The following is an 18,950-nucleotide window of genomic DNA, read 5'->3' as shown; positions in this document are numbered from 1 at the left end:
GTGATGGCTGGGGTTCGACCCGAAGGGGGTTCAGGGTTTGAGTCTGGGGTATTTGGGGCTGAACCAATCCCTCACGGTTGCTGTGATTAGATATACCAAATTTCTTGTCCCAGGACAATTCAATTCCCCCTCCCATTCCTTAAATTTATCCTATCACAAATCCTCTTCAACATGCAACCCTCAATATCCAACAACGCCCTAATAAACGACATCCAAATCTACTACGAGATTTACGGCAATGGTTTCCCATTAATTATGCTACATGGTGGTGGATCTACCATCCAAAGCAGTTTTGAACGAATCATTCCCTTATTATCAAAAAATCACCAGATCATCGCCATAGAATCTCAAGCCCATGGCAGAACAGCAGATAGGAATTCACCGTCTTCCTTTACTCAAGATGCCGAGGATGTCGCCCAACTCATGAACTATCTAGACATCAAGAAAGCAGATATTCTAGGCTTCAGCAATGGTGCAACTACAGCACTGCAACTAGCCATCAACCATACTCAGAAAGTAAACAAGCTTATCTTAGGATCTCCATTGGCGAAGCGCAATGGCGTAGCAGATGGCTTTTGGGAATTTATGAAGAATGCCAGCTTAGATAATATGCCAACACTTTTAAAAGAGGCATTTCTAAAGGTTAATCCATCAGAGGATGCTTTAAAAAACATGCATGATAAGGATGCGGCAAGAATGATAAATTTTAAGGATATATCTGATCAAGATCTTCAATCTATCCAAGCTCCGACAATAATAATTATAGCAGAGCAAGATGTAATCCTTCCAGAACATGGAAAGGAACTTGAAAGATTAATTCCAAATGGCCAGTTGGCCATTGTTCCAGGCGTACATGGCGAGTATTACGGAGAAATCACTACTGTAGGTCCAGATTTCATGGATGAAGACCTTCCAGTTGCCATGATAGAAAAGTTTCTGAAATAAATAAAAATGCTGATTTAATCCTTAAATCAGCTTTTAGCATTTTATAGATATTACTTAATCTTTTGCAATCGGATAGTATCACCCTTTAAACTGAAGAACTTAAGCGTATCTACCTTTATATTAAATGGGATTTGCCTGTCAGCAGTGTCAATGATAATACCTTCATTCGATTCCAAATTAAAATTATAGGTTCCCTCCCACTTTGTTGTATCATAAACTGCATGGAGCATCCCATCTTTAAAGAAGCTTAATTCGAGATCTATAGAATCGGAATCTGCATCCAATTTTCCTTTTCCTTTCCATATCGAACCAACAATGGAAACTTCGTCATCTACATTAAATTCATCTTTCACACAGGCTGTAAATCCAATAGAAACCATTAATAAACCAATAAGCAGTTTTCTCATCTTAACCTAAATTTCTTGATAAGCCATCAAATTATCAAGATTAATGCCAATATCAGGTAATGGAAACAAAAATGCAGAACTATCTTTTTCATTTTTTTTCTTTGAAAGAACTATGATTTTAAAGATGAATGAAATAAATTTATTAAAAAATTATTCCTATTATGTTAATGGTAAACTATCATAACAAATCATTCCGCACGGTAAGTAATTCCGAAAACGGAGAAACTTCCTCAGAAACCATCTTTCATTATAAACAAATTGGCAATATTGTTTTTGCTGACTATCAGGGTGGCAATATTAAATACGGACATCTATTAGGCATAGTCAGTGAATATGGAACGATTGAAATGACATATCATCAGGTAAATAGCTCAGGCGCATTGATGACAGGAAAATGTGAATCAATACCTGAAATATTGGACAATGGAAAAATCAGGCTTCACGAAAATTGGGAATGGACTTCCGGAGATTTTTCAAAGGGAAAATCTATGGTAGATGAGCAATAATTTGCTTTAAAAGCATAAATCATTCATAAGCAATCTATTCAATATTTTTGGATACCATTTGAAATCCAGTATATTTAATCCCATATGTTACTGGTACAAATTCAATTCAATACCTATTCAGTCATCCTATTGGCGGCGCTACTGCTTGTCATAATCCTGCTATTGATTTATTTATTAAAGAGCCAAAAAGAGGTGAAATCATTGGCAAACAAACTTAATAAGATCGAAGGTGAACTGCATAGCCATCAATTGAAAGATATAGATTACAAGCTCAATCCCCATTTGTTCAAGAATGTATTAAATTCAATTCAATCCCATGCCTACCAGACTTTCCATTCCTTAGATTCGCTTTCCAATGTACTGGATTATATATTATACGAAAGCAGCAAGAAGTTTGTCACGCCTCAACAGGAGATTTCCTTTGCGATGAGCTTGATTGAAATCAATAAGATAAAACTGAGCCCATTATTCGATCTAAAGGTTAAACAGAAGGTAAGAGAAAATGAACCACTATTGAACCAAAAACTGATGGTTCCCATGTTGAGTACAGACCTGATCGAAAACGCTTTCAAACATGCCGATATCCAAAGTCCAAATGCTTTCATTTCGGTTACATTTGAATTCAAGGACAATATATTCTCATTGACTGTAGCCAATAAAATATCAAAGAAAGAGCCTATTCAAAAAGATAATACCGGCTATGGATCCAAAATGTTGGAGCAAAGATTGAACATTGTCTATAAAGACAATTACAAACTTGATAAATTCATTGAAGGTGATGTTTACATCGCCCATTTAAAAATCAATTTACTTGACTACAAAGCTAAGGTGCTTGCTGCTCGATGATGAGCTGCCAAGCCTACAATATCTGAAACTACTATGTCAGCAGATTCCAGATCTGGAAATCGTTAAATCCTTTAATTCTCCGAAAGATTTATTGGCGGAACTTCCTATGCTGGAATATGACCTTTTGATCTCGGATATTGAAATGCCGGACTTAAACGGACTCGAATTAGCTGAACAGTTAAAAGGCAAGCCCATTATCTTTATTACGGCCTATGCTGAGTATGCAGCTGATGCATTCGACTTGCAAGCTGTAGATTATATCCGGAAGCCACTAAAGATAGATCGCTTAAAGCAAGCCATCCAAAAGCTATTAAGTATTAGAGGCAGAAAACCGATTGAAGAAAAAAACTTCGTGCAATTAAATACCGATCAAGGAAAATACCTGCTTTATTTTGATCAGATTGCCTATATTCAAACTTCCTCCCTAGATAGCCGTGACAAAATCGTTCGCCTCTTTGACCAGAAGGAAGTAACATTGAAAAATATATCCTTTGATAAATTGCTAGAGATTCTTCCCGAAATGCAGTTTTGCAGAATCAATAAAAAAGAAATCATATCCATGAACATCATCCGTTCCTTTTCACATGATGAAATCAAAACAAACCTTAGCATTGGAACCGATGTTCCCCTCTCCTTTAATCTGAGTGAAATCTATAAAACCTCTTTTATCCAAAAGGTCAGTTTATAGTTTCGCTACATAATAGCTCCCTTTCATTACATTTTTTGCCCTATCAGAGCACTGAGCAGGTTATTTAAGTTTATTATTTTCTATTTTCAACCCGTCAGACTGCGCAGAAACTGACACCAAAACAAAAATAGAAAGAGGAATTATTGTATGAAGAACTTAAAAAGCAGCTTCTTTTATATAGTAATCATTGGAGGGTTTTCCTTATTGATTTATTGGATTATCAACCATGGTTCATTTATGGAAGAAGGAAGGCATGTTGAAAATATGGGCTCTAATCTTTCCAATTGGGAAGAGTTTCTGAGTTCCATGTTGCACAACTTACAGCATCCATTAGCTATTTTATTGGTACAGATCATTGTTATCATATTAGTCGCAAGGCTTTTTGGATGGCTCTTCAAAAAGATTGGCCAACCATCCGTTATCGGTGAAATCATTGCAGGTATAGTCTTGGGTCCTTCCTTTTTGGGCATGTATTTTCCAGACTTTTCCGCTGCCCTATTTCCAGAGGCTTCTTTTGGAAACCTTCAGTTTTTGAGCCAGATTGGACTGATCCTATTTATGTTTGTGATCGGCATGGAGTTGGATTTAAAGGTCCTTCAGAAAAAAGCCCATGATGCAATAGTCATCAGCCATGCCAGTATTATCCTTCCGTTTGCTCTAGGAGTAGGATTGGCCTATTTTATCTATCAAAGCTTTGCTCCCGAGGGAATCGCATTCTCTTCCTTTGCCTTGTTTATTGGTATTTCCATGAGTATTACGGCCTTTCCAGTGTTAGCAAGAATTGTTCAGGAACGTCACATGCAGAAAACAAGGGTTGGAACCATTGCTATCACCTGTGCCGCTGCTGATGACATCACAGCTTGGTGTCTTCTAGCTGCTGTTATTGCTATCGTGAAGGCAGGTTCTTTTGTTAGCTCATTATATGTGATTGCATTGGCAATTGCATATGTTTTATTGATGATCAAGGTAGTCAAACCTTTCCTTAAAAGGATTGGTGATATTCATTCTACTCGGGAAAACCTCAACAAATCCATTGTTGCCATCTTCTTTTTGACTTTACTGGTATCTTCCTACCTTACAGAGGTCATCGGTATTCATGCGCTGTTCGGAGCATTTATGGCCGGTGCTATCATGCCTGAAAACTCCAGATTTAGGAATATATTTATCGAAAAGGTAGAAGATGTAGCCTTAGTTCTTCTCTTGCCATTATTCTTTGTTTTTACAGGATTAAGGACAGAAATAGGCCTGTTAAACGAACCCTATTTATGGAAAGTAACTGGCTGGATTATTTTAGTTGCTGTTGTCGGTAAATTTGTAGGGAGTTCCCTAGCTGCCAAGTTTATGGGGCAAAATTGGAAAGATAGTCTGACCATAGGTGCATTGATGAACACCCGTGGCTTGATGGAATTGATCGTACTGAATATTGGATTTGATCTAGGGGTATTGAATGCTGAAATATTCGCCATGATGGTTATTATGGCTCTGGTCACCACCTTTATGACCGGACCAGCAATCGATCTATTCAATAAGATTTTTAAATCTACGGAGGATGTCGTTCCAGAAGAAATCAGTCGTCAAGGCAAGTATAACATACTAATATCCTTCGGGAATCCAGAAACAAGTCCTTCTCTTCTGAGGCTTGCCAACGCTATGGTAAAGCAATTGGACCAAAGTTCATCCATTACCGCTATGCACCTCACACCTACGAGTGACTTGACCTATCTAAATTCAGATTTATATGAATTTGAAACTTTTGAACCTATCGTACAAGAATCAAAGTTCTTGGAGCAAAAGATCAGTACACTATTCAAGGCATCCAGTAATCTGGAAGCAGATGTAGCAGAAATTGCCAATGATGGTGATTTTGATCTACTTTTAATTGGAATAGGACAATCAATTTATGATGGAACATTCTTGGGTAAAATCCTTGGTGTTACCACTAGGATCATCAATCCGGAAACTTTGATCTATAGAGCTAAGGAAAAGGAAAGTCCTTTTAATAATTCTTCATTTTCTGATAGTACCATACAGATCATGCATAAAACTAAGGTGCCTGTAGGGATTTTCATGGACAAAGGATTAAAGAATTTGGATAAAATCCTACTACCTATTTATGGAAAGGAAGATTTGGATTTATTACTCTATATCCAAAAATTCATCCATAATTCCCAATCTCAGGTCACTATAATCGATTTCCATCATATTCTGCAGGATGATAAAAAGGCATCAGAAATGGTTCGCGCCATCGCTTTAAAGGCACCTAATCACATTAGCAAATTTGAAGCAATAGATCTGGATGCACAATTATTCAAGGATCATGATCTATTATTGATCAGTGCTGAAAGCTGGCGGGAATTGATCGAAAGTAATAAGGTATGGCAAACCGAAATGACCTCCGTATTAGTCTTAAAGAAATAATAGAACATGAATTAGCATTTACATTCAGCTTAATTTGAATTGATTATTATCATCAGATTTTATTTTTTAATCAATTTTTAATATTTTAAATGAAATCACGCTATATCAATATGGAAGAACAAGATCAAGAATTAAGAGCAATTATAGAAGAATTCAGGGTTAATCCAGATCCATCAAAACTAGATCGCTTTAAACTGGATACACATCCTACTCCAGACAACAAATGGTCCTATGATCGAAATGCTTGGGATCGGGCCATGTTGATTCTGGAACTGTTCAATGAAAACAATGCCGCCGATAAACCCTTGATTAAATGGATTCTTGACGAAGAGATCAAAGGTCAAGAACTTGAAATACCATATTATGCTTTAGATGTAATTGCCTATCTATTGTATAAGCATATGGACAATGAAGACATCTATCAACTTTTTATGTCCAAATTTGCCTATGGAAATGTATTCCATTTGGATGTTGAATTAATCTTCGGTCATGACAGGGAAGAAATGAAAGCATACTTGAAAGATTCCCAAAAATCCAATCCATTGAGCAAGGATATATTGTCAACTATTTCTTCATACGAGCAAAATCCTGATGCAAAATTCAAGAGTCGTGAGGAGTATGTCAATTATTATGAAAACAGGAAAATAAGACATATCCGCAATGATATTGAAGCAAGCAAAAAATATATGCAAACTGGAGATTATTGATAATACATGCTCCAAACTTAAATGGGCTACAATTTCTTGTAGCCCATTATATTTATTTTAATTCTTCTTGAATCTGTTCTAGAGACTTTCCTTTGGTCTCCGGCATGCGCATCACAAAGAAGAAGGATACTACCACCATGATGGCATAGAACAAAAAGATATAGAAACCGCCAGAAGCAAAATTTTCGACCACGATCGGGAAAACCCAAGAAATTAACGCAGCCATCACCCAATGCGTGGTACTCCCTAAGGATGTGCCTTGAGCTCGAACGGCATTCGGGAAAATTTCAGAAATAAAGACCCAAATAACGGCTCCCTGAGATAGTGCAAATGATGCAATAAAACCTATGATATAGAATAACAGGAACTCCGATGCTCCACCTTTCAAGCCAAATGCAGTCAATACCAAAAAGATAAACATCCCCACTGCCCCACTTAACAATAGTTTCTTTCGCCCATATTTATCGATAATGCTCATCCCGATCAGGGTAAACAACAGGTTGGTACCACCTATGAAAATTGGTTGTAGAAAGGCCAGATCCCTACTGAATCCTGCCATTTCAAATATTCGTGGCGCATAGTACAGAATGGCATTGATCCCAGTGAATTGATTAAAAACCGCCAATAGGACCGCGTAAATGATCGGTTTCCTATATTTCGCCTGGAACAATGGAACTTTTTCTGAACTTGCATTTTCTGTATTGAGCGTTTCCTCATAGGTTTGGCCTAAGTCATCAAATACTTTCTTGGCCTCTTCTTTTCTGTTATTCAATGCTAGCCAACGTGGAGAAAACGGAATGGTATTGAGCAATAATAGAAAAGCTAATGAAGGTATGGCCATGATTCCTAACATGTATCGCCAAGCATCGTCTCCGAAATTTGCAAATAAATAATTCGTCAGGAAAGCGATAAAGATACCGCTGACAATCATAATCTGGAACATTCCAGTCATTCTTCCCCTTAGTTTGGCTGGTGCTATTTCTGATATATACAGAGGACCTACCACGGAACTAACCCCAACAGATAATCCGCCCAAGAACCTGAAGAATAAAAACATATACCAGTTAAAAGATAGTCCACAGCCTATTGCCGAAAATAGGTACATTACGGCAACCACCTGTAGCACTCTTTTCCTACCATATTTTTGGGCAGGTTTTGCAGCAGCGATGGCTCCAAAGATGGTTCCGATCAAGGATATCGAAACTGTAAATCCATGCCAGAATGAATTAAGATGCCACAATTCCTGTATGATCTTTTCGGCTCCCGAAATGACAGCAGTCTCAAAACCGAATAGGAATCCTCCTAAAGAGGCTATAAATACGTATTTCCAAATTTTACTCATAGGTTTAGGTGTTTTCAGTGGTTATTTACTTTCGGGTACTGGATCAAAATCAGTTAATTTTGTGGGATCATAGACGGCAACTGCCACTCTAGAATCCGCACAGCCATAATAGAGATACCATTTATTCTTAAAATAGGTCAATCCTTGAATAAATACTGTCCCATCCTTATACTGACCTGATTTCTCAAATTCTTCCATAGGTCTCAGGAAAGGGACATCCATACGTTGGATGACATGTGTAGGATCGGTATTGGAAAATAACACCTGCCCTGCACTGTAAGTACCAATATTAAATCTTGGATCTGCTAATTCTTTTTTATCATGGTTCTTACCATTGTACAATAGTAAAATACCCTTATCGGTTAGGACAGCTGGAGGCCCGCATTCGGTCAGGGCTGAATCAAAATACCCTTCGCGAGGAGAAATAAATTTCGCTAGGTGTCCCTCTTCATCCAATACCGGTTCCCAATTGATCAGGTCTGTGGAAGTTGCTCCAGATACGCCATGTTCACCCCAATACATAAAATATTTGCCATTTACTTTACTTATGACCAATCTGTCATTCTTTAGGGTGGTCACAATCGAGGCCGATTTATGAGGCTCCTGATAGACCTTTTGGTATTTGGCATTCTTGAATATTGGTCCATGCTTTTGCCAAGTGATCAAATCTTTGGAAGTTGCAACTCCTAAGCGCGGCATTTTCCTGTTCCATTGTGTATAGAACACGACATAAGTGCCATCTTCTGTAACGGCCAATCGTGGATCTTCCAAACCTCCTGGCCATTCATATTCGCGTTGGCTGTCCTTATCCGGAAATAAGACAGGTTCTTTGCGCCTCTTAAAGTGGATGCCATCATTACTCTCCGCCAAACCCAATCTGGAAGTCCTGAAACCTATCCCAATACCAAATTTATCCTCAGCACGGTACAGAACATATACTTTACCATCTTTCACGACAGCGCCGGGGTTAAAAGTGTCATTTTCCTCCCAACGGACCAAGGAGTCACTCATCGGATCCATAAAAGTAGAAGTGGAATCAGGAAGGATAATGGGATTGACAGCATTGGGCCGTTCAAATCCGCCTAAGGTCCAGACAATATCCTTAGTTATCGCCGCATCTGGTTTGGTCGATATGCAGCTGACAAAAAGAAACAATAGAGCAATGGAAAACAATCTATTGGACATGCTTTTCAGATTAATTAGGTTAATAAATCAAATCAGTAAACCGCTTTAGCAATTTGATATATCTAATATAAGACTAAAAATTATTTCTACAATAGCAATTGTTTATTAAAGCTCAAGTACAGAATCGTTTACAATGACGAAAATCTTGTTGTTTCTATCTTTCTTCACCAGGTGCAAACCTGTGTATTTTCCAAATGCCGGCATCGTGAGCACTTTATCCTGAATAAAAAAGCATGGCAGTCGAAAAGATTGCCTTCCTCCTGCTTCGATGAGACAGCCTGGATGAATATGCCCTACTATATTGAACATGTAATCTGGTAAGCCAATTATGGGCTCATGGGAGAGAATCACTCCTTCAGCTAATAATACTTCATCCTTGATCTTCATGTTCATATCTTGAAAATGCTTTTCCTTCAAGATATCATGGTTCCCTTTGGTCAGGGTAAATTGGATCGAGTATTTACTGATGCTGTTTATATGGGATTTTAATTTTTCCCAATCGGAATTCCATTCGGAATGGAAAAGATCCCCTAAGAAAACGATTTCCTTGATATCAAGGTCATCAATCAAAAGGTTCATCCTTTCCAGCTCTTCATCAATGTTTGGTGCTGGAATAAAAAGACCTTCCTTGCGAAAATGGGCTAATTTACCGAGATGCCAATCGGAGATGATCAACATAAAATATTTGGGAATATACATCACCTTTTGGGGTAACAGATACATTTCCAATCCATTTAACTCTAAGCGTTTAGCCATCTAATAGTTGATTTTTCAGCTTTTCCAATCGACTTTGCCAATCTTCATTGGAATAGCGCTCTCGAAAAGATTCTGCAAATATAGGGAACGCAAAGGGAGTTAATTTAGAAGGTCTACTAAAAATAATCTTATGTTTCGAGATTCGTTCAAAGGCAAGCTGCATTCTCCCTTTTTCCAATTGAAAATCAAAAACTTCATCATAAGCCTCCCGTAACAGAAGATTGGAGGGCTCATATTCAGAAAAAACAGAAAAAAACAGCCCGGCATTCGCCTGCAAATGCTTGCTTTTCATCTGCTTTCCTGGAAACCCCTGAAATATCAGTCCTGCAATACCAGCTATGTCCCGAAACCTCCTTCTTGCCATTTCCTGAACATTGATTCCAGAATTGATGTCCTTGTGCAGGTCCTGTGGACTGAAAATTTGCTTTAACAGTTGAGTGTCTATTTCATAATCTGTTTCGGAAAGAAGCTCAATCCCATATTCATTTGTCGCAATGGAGAAAGTTGCAGGTTTTAACAGACTCAATCGATAGGCCACAACCTGAGCCATTCCTTCATGGACGAGCTTTCCTTCAAATGGATAGAAAAAGAGATGGAAGCCATACTTGGTCTGTATATATTCGACCAAGAGCTCATCTTCTTTCGGAAGGGCCGAGAGTTGCTCCTGCTCTTTAAATAATGGTTTCAAGAATTTTATTTCTGGACTTATCCCTACAGTTTTATGGATACTCTTAAAACTATGTCGAATAGCAATCCCAAGGTCTGGAGAAATGGCAAATCGCCCACCCATCCATGAGGGTACCACACCTTTTTTCTTTTCAGATGCCTTCACGATAGCATCATTTGCAATAATCTGAACCAGCTCCAGCTGCCGACCGGAAAACCAAAAAACATCGCCGATATTCAATTTTGAGATAAAGGACTCTTCTATGGATCCCAAATATTTTCCAGAAAGGAATTTCACCCGCATCATCAGATCTGATACAATGGCACCTATAGACAATCGATGTCGCATCGCCAACTTTCTTGAAGTCACCTTGTATACCCCTTCTTCCAAAACCAAGCGATGGAAATCATCATACGCTTGAAGGGTTGATCCCCCATGGATCAATAAGGACATGCATTGGTCAAATTCCTCTTGGGTTATCGATTCAAAACAGTGGGTTTGAGCTACTTCTTGCAGGATTTCATCTGCATAAAATCCATCTCCTACAGCCAAGGTCATAAGATATTGGATCAAAACATCAAAAGATCTTAAATAGGGAATCCGACTTTCCACGATTTTCTCCTTCACGGCAAATTTCAAGGAATCTCCCTCAATGATCTCTAAGGAATTGGTAGGCACGTAATAGATGATAGAGGTAGCATCAGGCCTATGGCCCGAGCGTCCTGCCCTTTGCAGGAACCTGGCAATACCTTTTGGCGATCCAACTTGGACTACGCAGTCCACGGGCCTAAAATCAACCCCTAGGTCCAAGCTGCTCGTACAGACTACCGCCTTTAATTTTCCTTCATGCAGGGACTCCTCTACCCAATTGCGGACCTCGTCACTTAATGAGCCATGGTGGATGGCCAGCAGTCCGGCAAATTCTGGATAATAGGTAATGATCTGCTGGTACCAGATTTCGGCCTGCGACCTTGTATTGGTGAAAATTAATGTTGTTTGGTAATTATTGATAATATCGACGACCTTGTCCAATAGTTTAATCCCTAAATGGCCAGCCCAAGGAAATTTCTCCAGATTATCCGGAAAGACCGTCTGAATGTCCATTTTTTTATGGATATCAGCCTTAATGAGAGTTCCAAGGGTTCCTGGACCTAATAGTATATCTTTTGCTTCCTCTAGGTTACCGATCGTTGCCGATATACCCCAAATCTTCAGGTTAGGATTTATGGCCTTTAAGCGACTTAGCGCAAGCTCAATTAACACACCTCGCTTGGATCCCAACAGTTCATGCCATTCATCAACTACAATGAACTCCAGATTCTTAAAATATTCCTGTCCTCCTTTTGTTGCAAGGATCAGATGCACACTCTCCGGCGTCGTAATTAAAGCTTGCGGTGGGTTTTTTCGCTGTTTCTGGCGAATGCTGGTGGAAGTATCTCCTGTCCGCAATTCAATCTGATAATCAAGGTCCAAGTCAGTTGAAACTTGATTGGTCGCTTTATGGATTTCCTTGGAAAGCGCTCGCAACGGGGTAATCCAAAGGGCATGCAGGTGTTTTTTCTTGCTTGCTTTGGGATTTGCCATTTTAGCATAGTATTGAGCAATGATCCCAAACCAGATCGCAAAGGTCTTTCCATAGCCAGTCGGCGCATTCAGGATTCCAGATTCTCCATTGGAAATTGCCTTCCAACACTGCTCCTGAAAGGCATGCGCCTTCCATCCCTGGTTAAAGAACCATACTTCCGCAAATTCATTTTTCACTGTAGACATCCAAAGAATGAAAATAAGAATTAATAATATCTTAATAACTTTTTATGAAGTAATTTGTTATAACCAATAACAAAGTAAATATTATGACAAATAAAAAAATAGGTGTTTTTGTAGGAAGTTTGAGAAAAGAGTCTTTCAATAAGAAAATCGCTAACTATCTGGTTTCTAATCCACCGGCAGGTTTGGAATTAGAGATTCTAGAAATTGGCCAACTTCCATATTATAACGAAGATTTAGATCAAGGAAATCCTCCTAAGGAATATGTTGATTTCAGGAAAGCCGTGTCCGAATTAGATGCAGTGCTTTTTGTCACTCCAGAATATAACCGTGGGGTATCTGCAGTGCTGAAGAATGCCATAGATGTTGCTTCAAGACCATATGGTAAAAATGTTTGGAATGGTAAACCAGGCGGCGTGATCAGCTCCTCTATTGGAGCAATCGGTGGATTTGGTGCCAATCATCATTTAAGGCAATCATTGGTCTTTATCAATGTGCCAACCATGGCTCAACCGGAAGCCTATATAGGTAATGTTGCAGCAAATTTCGATGAACAAGGAAAATTGGTTAACAAAGATTGTCAGAAATTCTTGGACTCCTTTATGGTAGCCTATAAAGAATGGATTGAAAAATTCTTAAAATAGCCGAATAGTATTGGCTAAATGAATGCAATGTCGGCAAGTTGAAAACTCAATCCACTTGCCGATGTTTTTTTTTGTTTATTGAAACTTGATTTCACCAAAGAATGCTGGTAAATGAAAATTAGGTTTTGGAAAATCGATGTCATTCCAAGCTACAAAATGAGGATTTGGTAAACTGTCCCCACATTTATAGAAATTTGCTTGAACTGTTGTTCCCCCTAATTCATCCGCTTTTTTTCCAAATAAAGAAATCGGAATGACCAAGATCATATCCCAAGTCTTATCACCTTGAAGATTCTTTACTTGGGTGAAGGTACTCACACTTAATATCTCCTCTGCAGTCAATCTATTTCTGGATGTCTTATCCGAGGTTCCATAACCGATCAGACCTGCGCCTAATACATTAAATTCAAAATTATAATAGGTCTTGCGATCATCAAATGAAATAAAGAACTCAACACAGCTATCTTCCCAAATATTTTCATTCGGACGGATATATTGAGCTTTTACAAATTCCTCCTGAACATGATAATGGACATAAATCGACTCCTGATCATAGGCAATCTGAAATCTTACTTCAGGGTTTACCGGAAACTCAGTTTGCCAAGGTGCTTGGTCTATTTGGTTCCAATCTAATCCAAACAGTCCCTTTGAAAGGCTGGCGTAATCTAATTCAACGCCTGTAAGATCGATTTTTTTAACAATAAGTTCCTTCATATTAGTTAGACATTAGATTCTCCGCTAATATACTTGTTAATTTATCATTGTTTTCTTCAAGTTCATGAACAAGCTTCAATTGAGCTTTTGTCCTTACCAGGTTATGCTCTGGGTAAGCGATTTTATAATAGGTGTCCCCATTGATATAATCGGTCAAGAACCTGACAGCTTGCATATAGGGCAATAAATGAACAGCAGGAATAAGAGAATCCACTTCTGTTTCGGTCAAAAACTCCTTAGCTTCTGATAGATATCCAGCCGTAAATGATTGGAACAATGGAATATTTAAGACAATTTTTGATACATCAGCTTCATCTTCTGCTGCTGAATTGATAATGGTACGGATGGCGTCTCCAAAATCATAGGCTACATAACCTGGCATTACCGTATCCAAATCAATGACACATTGCACGTTATCGTCCTTATCCAACAAAACATTGTTGAATTTTGTGTCATTATGGGTAATTCTCAAAGGCAATTGATTGGAACGGCCTAATTCTAGGATCGTCCTCATCTTTTCCTCGCGCTCAAAGATATAATCCAATAGATCCTGGATTTTCTCCACACGCTTTGCCGGATTTTTCTCAATTGCTTCGCGAAGGTTATTCAATCTAAATTCGATGTTGTGGAAATTGGGAAGTATTTCAACTATGGTTTTAGGATCAAGGTCACTCAATTGTTTCTGGAATTGTCCAAATGCCATTCCACCAGAATAAGCCTGCTCTTGGGTCTCCAAGATATCATAACTCCTAGTATCAGGAATCAAATGGAATACGCGCCAATAATCACCATTTTCATCTTGATAGTAGTTTTTTTCATCTATGGTAGGAACAATAGTCATTGTTCTCTTCAAGACTTCCTTTTCCCCTAAGTGTGCTAATTTTTTCTTGAGGTGCTCACAGACACTTTCAATATTATTCATCAGGCCTTCCACGTCTTGGAAAATATGATGGTTAATGCGCTGCAATAAATAAAGGTTATTTTGTTGGCTATTGGTTGTTATCTTAAAGGTATCATTGATATGACCAGACCCAAAAGGTACAGAATCAATGATTTCACCTTCTAATTTAAATTTCTCCGCCGATCTAATGCTATTTTCAGTTTTTTTGGTTGACATTACTCTTAATTCATTCAACATGCTATGTAATGAATGCAATATCTATAAACAGAATCAATAAATAAAATATTTTTTATAATCAAACGGTTGCATAATAAAATTGCATGCAGTCAATTTAAAGTATTAATTATAGGTTGTTTCCTTGCTTTAAAATCAATTTTAATCAAGTATTGAAAAGAAAATTTCGTATTTTGCTACATGATTAGCGAGTTATATCCCATATGGTCACGGAAATAGTAATTATTCTTATATTAATAGTTTTAAATGGTATCCTATCTGCTTCTGAAATAGCGATAGTATCCAGCAGAAAAGCAAGATTGCAAGCTGCAAGTTCTAAAAATCAAGGTGCCAAAACCGCCCTTGAATTAAAAGAAAACCCAAACAACTTCTTATCGACCGTACAGATCGGTATTACCTTAATCGGTATCTTGACTGGTTTTTTCTCCGGAGGTTCAATCTCAGTCTACATTGCAGAACAACTCAATAAAATAGAAGCCTTAGCGCCTTACAGTAATCAAGTTTCTGTTTTGGTCGTGGTATTGATTATCACCTACCTTTCCTTAATTATCGGTGAATTGGTTCCAAAACGAATCGGTATGGCTATTCCTGAAAAGTATGCTTCCTTTATTGCAGTTCCTATGAATGTACTGAGTAAGATCGTAAAACCATTTGTGTGGTTGCTGAGCATCTCTACTGAGTTTATCGTGAAGTTATTCAATATCAAGGTAAATCAGAATGCAGTGACCGAGGAAGAAATCAAGGCCTTGGTCGATGAAGGTGTGGATAGTGGAGCCATTGAAGGAATTGAACATGATATGGTGGATCGCGTACTGAGCCTAGGTGATAAAAAGGCAATAAACCTGATGGTACACCGAAGCAAGATCACTTATTTGGATATCCAAGATAGTTTTGAAGAAAACAAAGCTTGCATTATCGCTGATGAACATACGGAATATCCTGTCTGTGACGGTAATTTTGACCATGTCATTGGAGTGGTGCATGTCAAAACCCTATTAAAGGAATACTTAACCTCCAAGGAAATGGACCTTGCGAAACTGGTCACTCCTATACCCTTTGTCAACGAGAACACATACGCCTATAATGTCCTGAAAACCTTGAAAATTGGCAAGGTTCTACAGGCTGTAGTTGTTGATGAATACGGTAGTCCTCAAGGGATTATTACCATGACTGATATTGTAGCCTCTTTGGTAGGTGGTTTCGATTCTCCTGAAACAGAAGAGAAGAAAACTATCAGACAGCGTGAAGATGGATCTTTTGTTATCGATGGTAGTTTCCAGCTGGATGATTTTATCGAAATGTTCAACTTGGATCTTACGGAGGAAGATGAAGATGAGATCGGTAATTTAACCACTGTGGCTGGATTGGTATTCTTATTATTGGATCATATACCTGAAGAAGGCGAAAAAGTGATGTACAAGAACCTAGAATTTGAAGTCTTGGACATGGATGGTCATAGGATCGATAAACTTAGTCTTATCGTCAAAGATCCTGCATCTGACGAAACAGCAAATATTGACTGATAATACTCATATAAAGACATCCGAAAAGCCGTCAAATTTGGTGGCTTTTTTTATGCATATTAAGGAGCATATATTCTGAATTCTTCTTCATTTTTGACCGAAAAATTTTAACAGATATTCTACACCTCTCAGTTTACCCTTATTCGAGACATGTTCGGAAAATTCGGAATGTGTCTCGAATAAGGTCCATATAAAACCTAAGTATTTTTATCAATTTTCGGATTGAATTTCTATTCTTGGAATAGCAAATTTGGAAGGGAGACTTTAACCTAAAAAAGGCATAGTTAAAAGTCGAAATAATCGATTGAAAACCGAAAGATAATATTCAAAAAAATAAGAGGAAATCAGTTTTTGACTTCCTCTTATATATTCCTTAAGAAAAGGAATTAATAATTTTCAGAAGTTCATGTTTCGGCTGTAATCCACTTTGACGCCATACCTGATTTCCATCTTTATATAGGATTAAGGTTGGAACACCTTGAACATGGAATTTGCTCGCTACTGCTTGGTTCTTGTCGATGTCTATCTTAATGATCGAGAGCTTCTCTCCCATTTCATCTTTAACTTCTTTTAAGATTGGTGCCAACATTTGACAAGGTCCACACCAAGCTGCTGAGAAGTCAATCAAGACCAAAGAATTTTTTTGAAGTATATCGTTAAATGATGCCATTGTATTATAATTTATGAAATTTAGCATTTAAGCCAATGGATTAAATGCTTCGTTAATTCACTTGTTTCTATTAATAAGACAAAATTAAGCCTATTTCGTTTATTCTAAGCTCAATTTTTCTAGATCTTCAATATCGCCACTAAATAGATTGAGGTCCACTGGTCCTTTAATTCCCTTGACGGTGCCTTTCTCTGAGAATTGCCAGAAATTCCAATGTTTCTTGGGCTTCTCTACCCAAAAGTTATAGTTAGCAATCCAAAGGGTATAGTCTGCAAATTCTTTTTCCAGGAAGTCAGCAAAATATTTATCTCCTGAGTATAAAACGGGTTTTATTTTATAATGTTTTTCAACTTGGACCAGCCATCTCTTTAAGCCAGTCTTTAAACTGTCCATGGACTGGTTCCTAGGCATTTCTTCGATATCCAATACCGGAGGTAAGTCTCCAGGTTCAAGCTCTACAGTTTTGATAAAGTTATTAGCCTGCTTAACAGAATTTTCGTTTGGTCGGAAATAATGGTAAGCCCCCCTGAGTTTATTTCTTTTCTTGACCGCTTTCCAATTGGATCTGAATTTGCTGTCCTTTGCTTTTTCCCCCATGGTAGCTCGGATATATATGAAATCTACCGGGAATTCCTCATTGATCGTTAAGACCTCGTCCCAGGAAATATCACCTTGATACTGCGAAATATCGATTCCGAAGATTTTATCATCGTGCCTACGCATCAATTCGACATTTCGGATATCATATTTGCTATTATCCTCAGCGATCATCTTGTCCTTTTCAAACCATTTGACCATCAGGTAAGATAGACCCGCGCGGTGCTGCCAAGCAAAAATACCTATGACGATCAGGCAAGGTATGGCAATGCTCCAAAAAAGTAGATTACGGTTAATTTCTCTTTCGGAGACAACTTTTTTCTTGACCGTTTTGCGCTTTTTTGTCATATTGCGTGAAATTAGGCTATTTATAGATTATAGCCAAAAAAATTATTCAATGATTGTTTACAACCCCAAAGACTGGTTTAAAACCATTTCCTACCTTCATAACAGTAAAATTTTCAAGAGACTTCTTCCCTATCTTATTATTTCGGTTTTGGTGTCCTGGGCTCTAGCTTTTTGGGAGTTGGAATACCTGAAATTGTCCGATAGGACTTGGATGAAGAACATTACCACGGTCCATAATCTATTGGGCTTTGTCCTTTCCTTATTATTGGTTTTTAGAACAAATACTGCCTATGACCGTTGGTGGGAAGCCAGGAAACAATGGGGCGCCCTAACCAACACTAGCAGAACGCTTGCCATCAAGCTGAATGCCTTTTTAGCACCGGATGACAAGGTAAACCGAAGTTTCTATAAAAAGTCGATTGCCCTTTTTGCAGAGACGCTCTTTAGCTATTTAAGGTCTGACTACACCAAATTTATGCTGGATGAGAATGAGCATCCTGAATTACAGGATCTGGATGAAAAGAAACATGGTCCCAACCAGGTTGCTGCCCTCATCTATAAAAAGACCAACAAGATCTATAAGGAAGGAATCCTTACAGGAGATCAACTTATTGTGCTGAATAAGGAATTGACATCTTTGACAGATGTGACCGGAGCCTGTGAAAGAATCAAGAACACACCTATCCCATTGGGTTATAGTGCTTTCATAAAAACTTTTATTGTGTTGTATACAGCCACATTGCCCATTGGCCTGGTCTTTTCAATGGGTTATTTTGTAGTAGCAGCTGTTCCATTTATATTTTATGTATTAGCTACGCTAGAAATGATTGGCGAATCTATCGAAGACCCATTTGGCGCAGATTCTGATGATCTACCGATCGATAAGATCGCAGCAAATATCAAAAAGCATTGCAATGAGATATTGTTGGGTTAATCTGGAAAGTTCCTAAATCTATCTAACTAACTGTCGTGTTGAAGAACGAAACATCTCGGAGTAAAACAAGGATTGCACTGGCTTACAGTTCCTGAACCTTCGGTTCAGAATTACAGACCTTTTTTTATAAGAACCGTACAGATCCTTCACT

The 18,950-nt window shown here is 38.1% G+C and carries 18 protein-coding genes; 9 read left to right on the top strand and 9 right to left on the bottom strand.

Translation table 11 applies throughout. From position 1 onward, the window contains the following. The first annotated feature begins 171 nt into the window (after positions 1 to 171). A complete protein-coding gene (locus ACWICE_RS16665; RefSeq protein WP_454298820.1) occupies positions 172 to 945 on the top strand; it encodes an alpha/beta fold hydrolase in 774 nt (257 codons plus the stop codon). Between the two features lie 50 nt (positions 946 to 995). On the opposite strand, the gene ACWICE_RS16660 is transcribed toward ACWICE_RS16665, so the two are convergent. Further along, positions 996 to 1,352, bottom strand: a complete 357-nt coding sequence (locus tag ACWICE_RS16660) for a hypothetical protein (protein ID WP_454298819.1) — start codon at positions 1,350 to 1,352, stop codon at positions 996 to 998. 161 nt (positions 1,353 to 1,513) lie between these two features. Here ACWICE_RS16660 and ACWICE_RS16655 point away from each other — a divergent pair, with 161 nt between their 5' ends. From ACWICE_RS16655 to ACWICE_RS16635, 5 genes are all read left to right on the top strand, one after another. Continuing rightward, positions 1,514 to 1,858, top strand: coding sequence for a DUF3129 domain-containing protein (locus ACWICE_RS16655; protein ID WP_214648406.1), 345 nt, complete (start codon positions 1,514 to 1,516; stop codon positions 1,856 to 1,858). Positions 1,859 to 1,942: 84 nt separating this feature from the next. After that, a complete protein-coding gene (locus tag ACWICE_RS16650; RefSeq protein WP_454298818.1) occupies positions 1,943 to 2,704 on the top strand; it encodes a histidine kinase in 762 nt (253 codons plus the stop codon). After that, on the top strand, positions 2,670 to 3,392 hold the full coding sequence (locus ACWICE_RS16645; protein ID WP_454298817.1) for a LytR/AlgR family response regulator transcription factor: 723 nt from the start codon (positions 2,670 to 2,672) through the stop codon (positions 3,390 to 3,392). The genes ACWICE_RS16650 and ACWICE_RS16645 overlap by 35 nt, the downstream gene beginning before the upstream one ends. Positions 3,393 to 3,539: 147 nt before the next feature. Beyond that, positions 3,540 to 5,810 (top strand): cation:proton antiporter, encoded by a 2,271-nt coding sequence (locus ACWICE_RS16640; protein ID WP_454298816.1) that lies wholly within the window; start codon positions 3,540 to 3,542, stop codon positions 5,808 to 5,810. Between the two features lie 89 nt (positions 5,811 to 5,899). Next, positions 5,900 to 6,517 carry a hypothetical protein gene (locus ACWICE_RS16635; protein ID WP_454298815.1) on the top strand — a complete coding sequence of 206 codons (618 nt, stop codon included), beginning with the start codon at positions 5,900 to 5,902 and terminating at the stop codon, positions 6,515 to 6,517. 52 nt (positions 6,518 to 6,569) lie between these two features. Here the strand turns inward: ACWICE_RS16635 and ACWICE_RS16630 are convergent, their stop codons facing one another. From ACWICE_RS16630 to ACWICE_RS16615, 4 genes are all read right to left on the bottom strand, one after another. Then, a complete protein-coding gene (locus tag ACWICE_RS16630; RefSeq protein ID WP_254527126.1) occupies positions 6,570 to 7,859 on the bottom strand; it encodes a sugar porter family MFS transporter in 1,290 nt (429 codons plus the stop codon). 21 nt (positions 7,860 to 7,880) lie between these two features. Continuing rightward, positions 7,881 to 9,044, bottom strand: a complete 1,164-nt coding sequence (locus tag ACWICE_RS16625; protein WP_454291166.1) for a glycoside hydrolase family 130 protein — start codon at positions 9,042 to 9,044, stop codon at positions 7,881 to 7,883. A 105-nt stretch (positions 9,045 to 9,149) separates the two neighbouring features. Further along, positions 9,150 to 9,800, bottom strand: a complete 651-nt coding sequence (gene pdeM / locus ACWICE_RS16620; protein ID WP_454298814.1) for a ligase-associated DNA damage response endonuclease PdeM — start codon at positions 9,798 to 9,800, stop codon at positions 9,150 to 9,152. Continuing rightward, positions 9,793 to 12,237: a ligase-associated DNA damage response DEXH box helicase gene (locus ACWICE_RS16615; protein WP_454298813.1), complete on the bottom strand. Its 2,445-nt coding sequence runs from the start codon at positions 12,235 to 12,237 to the stop codon at positions 9,793 to 9,795. The genes pdeM and ACWICE_RS16615 overlap by 8 nt, the downstream gene beginning before the upstream one ends. Positions 12,238 to 12,320: 83 nt before the next feature. Here ACWICE_RS16615 and ACWICE_RS16610 point away from each other — a divergent pair, with 83 nt between their 5' ends. Further along, entirely contained in the window at positions 12,321 to 12,878 is a 558-nt protein-coding gene (locus ACWICE_RS16610; protein ID WP_185216270.1) for an NADPH-dependent FMN reductase, read from the top strand. Between the two features lie 75 nt (positions 12,879 to 12,953). On the opposite strand, the gene ACWICE_RS16605 is transcribed toward ACWICE_RS16610, so the two are convergent. Both ACWICE_RS16605 and ACWICE_RS16600 read right to left on the bottom strand, forming a co-directional pair. Beyond that, complete coding sequence (locus ACWICE_RS16605; RefSeq protein WP_185216269.1) at positions 12,954 to 13,592, bottom strand: carbohydrate-binding family 9-like protein; 639 nt, start codon at positions 13,590 to 13,592, stop codon at positions 12,954 to 12,956. Between the two features lies 1 nt (position 13,593). Then, positions 13,594 to 14,709: a phosphotransferase enzyme family protein gene (locus tag ACWICE_RS16600; RefSeq protein ID WP_313259196.1), complete on the bottom strand. Its 1,116-nt coding sequence runs from the start codon at positions 14,707 to 14,709 to the stop codon at positions 13,594 to 13,596. A gap of 221 nt (positions 14,710 to 14,930) precedes the next feature. Here ACWICE_RS16600 and ACWICE_RS16595 point away from each other — a divergent pair, with 221 nt between their 5' ends. Continuing rightward, positions 14,931 to 16,250 (top strand): hemolysin family protein, encoded by a 1,320-nt coding sequence (locus ACWICE_RS16595; protein WP_185216267.1) that lies wholly within the window; start codon positions 14,931 to 14,933, stop codon positions 16,248 to 16,250. 373 nt (positions 16,251 to 16,623) lie between these two features. Here the strand turns inward: ACWICE_RS16595 and trxA are convergent, their stop codons facing one another. Next, the gene (trxA, locus tag ACWICE_RS16590) at positions 16,624 to 16,920 is read right to left on the bottom strand and encodes a thioredoxin (protein WP_093096417.1); all 297 of its coding nucleotides are present in this window, start codon (positions 16,918 to 16,920) and stop codon (positions 16,624 to 16,626) included. Between the two features lie 99 nt (positions 16,921 to 17,019). After that, positions 17,020 to 17,865 carry a glycoside hydrolase family 25 protein gene (locus tag ACWICE_RS16585; protein WP_454298812.1) on the bottom strand — a complete coding sequence of 282 codons (846 nt, stop codon included), beginning with the start codon at positions 17,863 to 17,865 and terminating at the stop codon, positions 17,020 to 17,022. A gap of 49 nt (positions 17,866 to 17,914) precedes the next feature. Between ACWICE_RS16585 and ACWICE_RS16580 the strand changes: the two genes are divergently transcribed. Further along, positions 17,915 to 18,799, top strand: a complete 885-nt coding sequence (locus ACWICE_RS16580; RefSeq protein WP_454298811.1) for a bestrophin family protein — start codon at positions 17,915 to 17,917, stop codon at positions 18,797 to 18,799. The last annotated feature ends 151 nt before the right edge of the window (positions 18,800 to 18,950 follow it).

This window comes from Sphingobacterium sp. NPDC055346 (assembly GCF_053645235.1).
Note: the sequence above shows the minus strand (reverse complement) of the source record. Positions and strands in the feature narration are given on the sequence as shown.